This is a genomic window from Asticcacaulis biprosthecium C19 (assembly GCF_000204015.1).
GTDB lineage: Bacteria > Pseudomonadota > Alphaproteobacteria > Caulobacterales > Caulobacteraceae > Asticcacaulis > Asticcacaulis biprosthecius.
Genome location: NZ_GL883077.1, coordinates 761,207 through 766,339 on the forward strand (window position 1 = coordinate 761,207; position 5,133 = coordinate 766,339).

Consider the following 5,133-nt stretch of genomic DNA (forward strand, 5'->3'; position numbering starts at 1 on the left):
ACGGCACGGGCCGCCCCGCTCCCCGTATAACGGAGAGGTATAAGTTATTTATTTTCCTAATTTTTTTTAGGCTCGACCTTGATGCCGCAACTTGGAGGACAGGGACTCTGAGGTTTGTTAACTCGATAGCCCCTCAAGTGGGGGAGAGAGAGAAGATGCTGAATTTCAGCCATTTGAAAATGAACGGACTTCCGACCTAATCAAAATACAGGACGTCGTCGTCGTCCTGGTTCGGGGTGTCGTCCTGGCCGGTCAGGCGCTTCCAGGCGTCATAGACCTCCTGCGGCACCTTGGCGGGTTTGGCGTCGCCGGGTGTCAGGCTCGTGACGAACGAAAATTTCAGACCCATGCGGTTGGGCATGGACCACGCCGCCTTGCCGCAGCGGACCGAATTCTGGTCCAGGTCGATCAGCCAGATTTCCGCCGGCAGGTCGCCGATCGCGGCCATTGACACCCGCGCGCCCGACGCCGATTGATCCATGATGCGGCACGGGACCACCTGATGGGTCGACAGAAAGAGCAGGGCGCCACGATCATCGCAATGCGTCCGCGGCTCAGAGCGCCGGTCGGCATACTGGTCGGGCGTTATGATCTCGGCTTTGGAGGACCGGTGAGGATCGGACATGGGTAGGGGCTCGATTGGGCCGGGTGCGAAGTCTGACAAGGTAAGGGTAAGGGTACAGGCCGAGCGCGAAGCGATAAGCATAAGCGGCTCAAGGTTCAGAACCTTACATGGCTATGGTTGATAAAGGGTTTGCAAACGCGAAAGGCCTACACGATTTCCGCGCGAGGTAGTTTGCAGATGGCCCTTGACATTTACATCGTTAGCCGTCATTGAGCACGCTTCGCATCTGCGAAATCTACTTGCAGCGCCAATTTTGGCGCCCGCTGGCCGCGTGAGGTATGGTCGTTTACGACTACATATCGCCAGCTATCCAAGGCCACCTTTAGGTTGCGCCTGCCCCACATTCGAAGTCCGTACACGCACTTGCTTCGTCCCCACCCGTCCTGAGCCTCAGGACCGGGCATGGACTGTTGTTGCATGCCCGCTTTGTTTGAAAGCACGTTACGTGACCAAATTCTCCGATCTGGGCCTGTCGCCCACCCTTCTGATGACCCTGGAACGCGAAGGCTACGAAAAGCCGACTCCCGTCCAGGCCCAGGCCATCCCCTACCTGCTGAAAGGCCATGACCTGCTGGGCATCGCCCAGACCGGCACCGGCAAGACGGCGGCCTTCGCCCTGCCGATCCTCCAGCACCTGCTGTCCAACCGTAAAATGCCGTCGCCGAAGATGGTCCGCGCCCTGATCCTGTCGCCGACGCGCGAACTGGCGTCGCAGATCGCCGAAAGCTTCAAGACCTATTCCAAGGGCATGGGCCTGCAGATCGCGACCATCTACGGCGGCGTCAAGTACGGCCCGCAATACAAGGCCCTGCTGGGTGGCCTCGACGTCCTGGTCTGTACGCCGGGCCGCCTGATCGACCATATCGAACAGAAGACGGTCGATCTCAGCCAGGTCGAATGCTTCGTCCTCGACGAAGCCGACCAGATGCTGGATCTTGGCTTCGTCAAGCCGATCCGCCAGGTTGCATCGCGCCTGCCCAAGAAGCGTCAGAACCTGTTTTTCTCGGCCACCATGCCGAAGGAAATCGGTGTCCTGGCCTCGGAACTGCTGACCGATCCCAAGCGCGTCGAAATCACCCCGGAAGCCACGACCGCCGAGCGCGTGTCGCAGCAGGTTCTGTTCATCGAAGCCCAGCGCAAGCGCGCCCTGCTGTCGGAAATGTATGCCGACGCCGTGCTGGAACGCACTCTGGTCTTCACCCGCACCAAGCGTTCGGCCGACCGCGTTGCCGCCTATCTCCAGGCCGGTGGCGTCGAAGCCGCCGCCATCCACGGCGACAAGAACCAGTCGCAGCGTGAACGCGCCTTGCAGGCCTTCCGCGCCGGCAAGGTCCGCGCCCTGGTCGCCACCGATATCGCCGCCCGCGGCATCGACGTCGACAACGTCTCGCACGTTATCAACTACGAACTGCCCAACGTCGCCGAAGCCTATGTCCACCGCATCGGCCGGACCGCGCGCGCCGGCAAGTCGGGCGTGTCGATCACGCTCTGCGCCGATGACGAGCGTCGTCTGCTGAAGGACATCGAGCGCGTGACGCGTCAGCGCATCCCGTCGTTCGACCGCCGCAAGGATCAGGCGCTGAAGCTGCTGGACGAAGCGATCCTGGCGTCGGGCCAGACCGAAAAGCCGTCGACACCGGACCGTCTGCCCGAGCACCGCAAGAAGGGCGACCCCAAGCCCGGCCAGTCGTCGCGTCGCGACGACGGTCCGCGCCACAGCGATCCGGACGCCGAATTCGTGCACAAGCGCAGCCGCAACCGTACCGGTTCGGGCGCCCGTGGCGGCCGTCCGTTCGCCGACAAGAAGCCCTTCACCCCACGTGACGGCGACGCCAAGCCGTTTGTCCGCGCCGAACCCCGCGCTGACCGTTACGATCCGATGGCGACCGAACGCGGTCCGATCGCGGCGACCTCCAACGGTCCGGCCAAGCCAGAAGGTAAGTTCTTGGGCAAGAAGCCGTTCAAGAAGGATTGGTCCAAGGACGCACCGCGCGGCGATCGCCGTGAGCATGCGCCCAGAGAGCATGCGCCCAGAGAGCATGCTTCCCGTGAGCACGCTTCGCGTGAACACGCTTCCCGCGATCATGCTCCGCGTACGGAAGGTCGCACTGACGATCGCCGTGGCCCCAAGCCCGCCAACCGCGGCCCCAAGACCGGTGGCTTCAAGGCGGGCGGCTTCAAGGGTAACGCCAACCCGGCGCACTACTCCGAAGCCCCCAAGGCCCGCACCGAAGGCGCCCAGTTCAAGCGCCGCAGCAAGGGCTAAGCGCCAACTATAAGTAAAGAAAGAGCCTCCGGCGGCAAGGGTCCCAGGACCCTTGACCCGGAGGTTTTTTTTGCCGGAATTTCACGCCAGAATTTCACAGTTGTGTGATGCAGGCTTTATCCGTTACAAGGGCTTTTCGGGTCTGTGTTGCGGGAACCTTCATGAATCTCAAGGCGGGCGGGACTATTCTCAAACGTGCCGGCGCCGTGCTGGCGGCTTTGTGCGCCCTTGCCGTTTTCGCGCCATTGACCGGCTGCCAACAGACCAAGTCCGATACCTCCGTCGAAGCCATCGTCAAGGCCACGGTCGACGACCACTCCTATGCAAAGCCCCAGGTCGCGAGGGTCAACCACATCGATGTCGACCTGACCGCCGACTTTGCCAAAAAGCTGTTCAAGGGCACGGCCACCCTGACCCTGACGACTGAGGCCAATGCCAAGCAGGTCATCCTCGACGTCAAGGCGTTGAAGATCGACAAGGTCACCGACGCCTCGGGCGCGCCGCTGAAATACTCCATCGGCAAGGACGACCCGATGATGGGATCAGCCCTGGCCATCGAACTGCCCCAGGGCGCCCAGAAGATCATCGTCCATTACCAAACCTCCGCCGACAGCGCCGCTTTGCAATGGCTCGACCCGTCCCAGACCGCCGGTAAGACCAGGCCCTTCCTGTTCAGCCAGGGCCAGGAGATTCGCACGCGCACCTGGATCCCGACCCAGGATTCGCCGGCCATTCGCCAGACCTATACCGCCCGCATCGTTGTGCCGTCGGACCTCAGCGTCGTCATGGCGGCCAAGGCTTTGACGCCGAAGGGTGAGGCGGTCCCCGGTCGCGCATCGCAGCGCGCCTATCGCTTCGAGATGGACCAGGCCATTGCTCCCTATCTGATCGCCATCGCTATCGGCGATATCGGGTTCAAGGAACTGGGACCGCGTACCGGCGTTTATGCCGAAAAGTCGATGCTGGACAAGTCGGCCTACGAACTGGAGGGCATGGAATCCCTGCTGACCGCGGCCGAGAAGCTGTATGGACCCTATCGCTGGGGCCGCTACGACGTCCTGGTCCTGCCGCCCAGCTTCCCTTACGGCGGCATGGAAAACCCGATGGTCACCTTCGCCACCCCCACCATCCTGGCTGGCGATCGTTCGCTTGTGTCGCTGATTGCGCACGAACTGGCCCACTCCTGGTCGGGCAATCTGGTGACCAATGCCACCTGGTCGGACTTCTGGCTCAATGAAGGCTTCACGGTCTATTTCGAGAACCGCATCATGGAGCAGGTCTACGGCAAGGACCGCGCTGACATGCTGAAGGTGCTGGGCTATCAGGATCTGCAGAAGACCCTGGCCGAGACCAAGCCCGACTTTACCCGGCTGCATCCCAACCTGAAGGGTATCGATCCGGCCGACTACTTCTCCGACATTCCCTATGAAAAGGGTGCGGCCTTCCTGCGCATGCTGGAGGCCCATTTCGGCCGTAAGAAGCTGGACGCCTACCTCAAGGGCTACTTCGAGCGTTATGCCTTCGAAAGCATGACCACCGACGCCTTCGTCGCAGATCTGCGTGTGCACCTGCTCAAGAATGACGGTGAACTGGAAAAGCAGCTGAAGATCCAGCAATGGCTGTATGGGCCGGGGCTGCCGGACAATGTCGTGGTGCCTACGTCGCCTCTGCTCGACAAGGTCACGGCCGATGCCGAGGGCTTTGCGGCCGGTGGTGACGCCGCGGCGCTGAAGGTTGACGATTATGGAACGCTGCAGTGGGTGAATTTCCTGCGCAAGCTGCCGGCCGGTCTGACCGTCGAGCAGATGGCGGCGCTGGATGTGCGGTTTGACTTCAGCCGTTCGAAGAATTCGGAAATCCTGTTCGAATGGCTGCAATTGTCGATCAAGCACCGCTATGAGCCGGCCCTGCCAATGGTCGAAACCTTCCTGCTGAGCCAAGGCCGCAACAAGTTCTGCAAGCCGCTGTACCAGAGCCTGATGGAGCAGCCCGACTGGGGCGTCGAAATGGCCAAGCGCGTCTACGCCAAGGCACGGCCGGGCTATCATGAGATGACGCGGGCGAATGTCGACAAGGTTGTCGGAACGTCCTGATCGACCGGTGTCGCGGCGCCTATAGTAAGGGTTTAACCACGAACCACACGAACATATGCGCGGCAGGCTATTCGCAACTACATAACCTGCATTCGCGGTTTGAACGCTATAGGTTTGTGTCTGTTCGTGTGGGTCGTGGTTAAAAAGCT

3 protein-coding genes are annotated in these 5,133 nt (G+C 61.4%); 2 read left to right on the forward strand and 1 reads right to left on the reverse strand.

Annotated elements, in window-relative coordinates:
• Positions 1–196: 196 nt before the first annotated feature.
• Positions 197–625, reverse strand: coding sequence for a hypothetical protein (locus ABI_RS03910; RefSeq protein WP_157138685.1), 429 nt, complete (start codon positions 623–625; stop codon positions 197–199).
• Positions 626–1,070: 445 nt separating this feature from the next.
• Here ABI_RS03910 and ABI_RS03915 point away from each other — a divergent pair, with 445 nt between their 5' ends.
• Both ABI_RS03915 and ABI_RS03920 read left to right on the forward strand, forming a co-directional pair.
• Entirely contained in the window at positions 1,071–2,891 is a 1,821-nt protein-coding gene (locus ABI_RS03915) for a DEAD/DEAH box helicase (RefSeq protein ID WP_006271539.1), read from the forward strand.
• Between the two features lie 161 nt (positions 2,892–3,052).
• A complete protein-coding gene (locus ABI_RS03920) occupies positions 3,053–4,984 on the forward strand; it encodes a M1 family metallopeptidase (protein ID WP_006271540.1) in 1,932 nt (643 codons plus the stop codon).
• Positions 4,985–5,133 lie beyond the last annotated feature (149 nt).

Excerpts from the sequence above, each read along its gene's own strand:
- ABI_RS03920 (WP_006271540.1), top strand. The coding sequence starts at position 3,053 with ATGAATCTCAAGGCGGGCGGGACTATTCTCAAACGTGCCGGCGCCGTG.
- ABI_RS03910 (WP_157138685.1), bottom strand. The coding sequence starts at position 625 with ATGTCCGATCCTCACCGGTCCTCCAAAGCCGAGATCATAACGCCCGAC.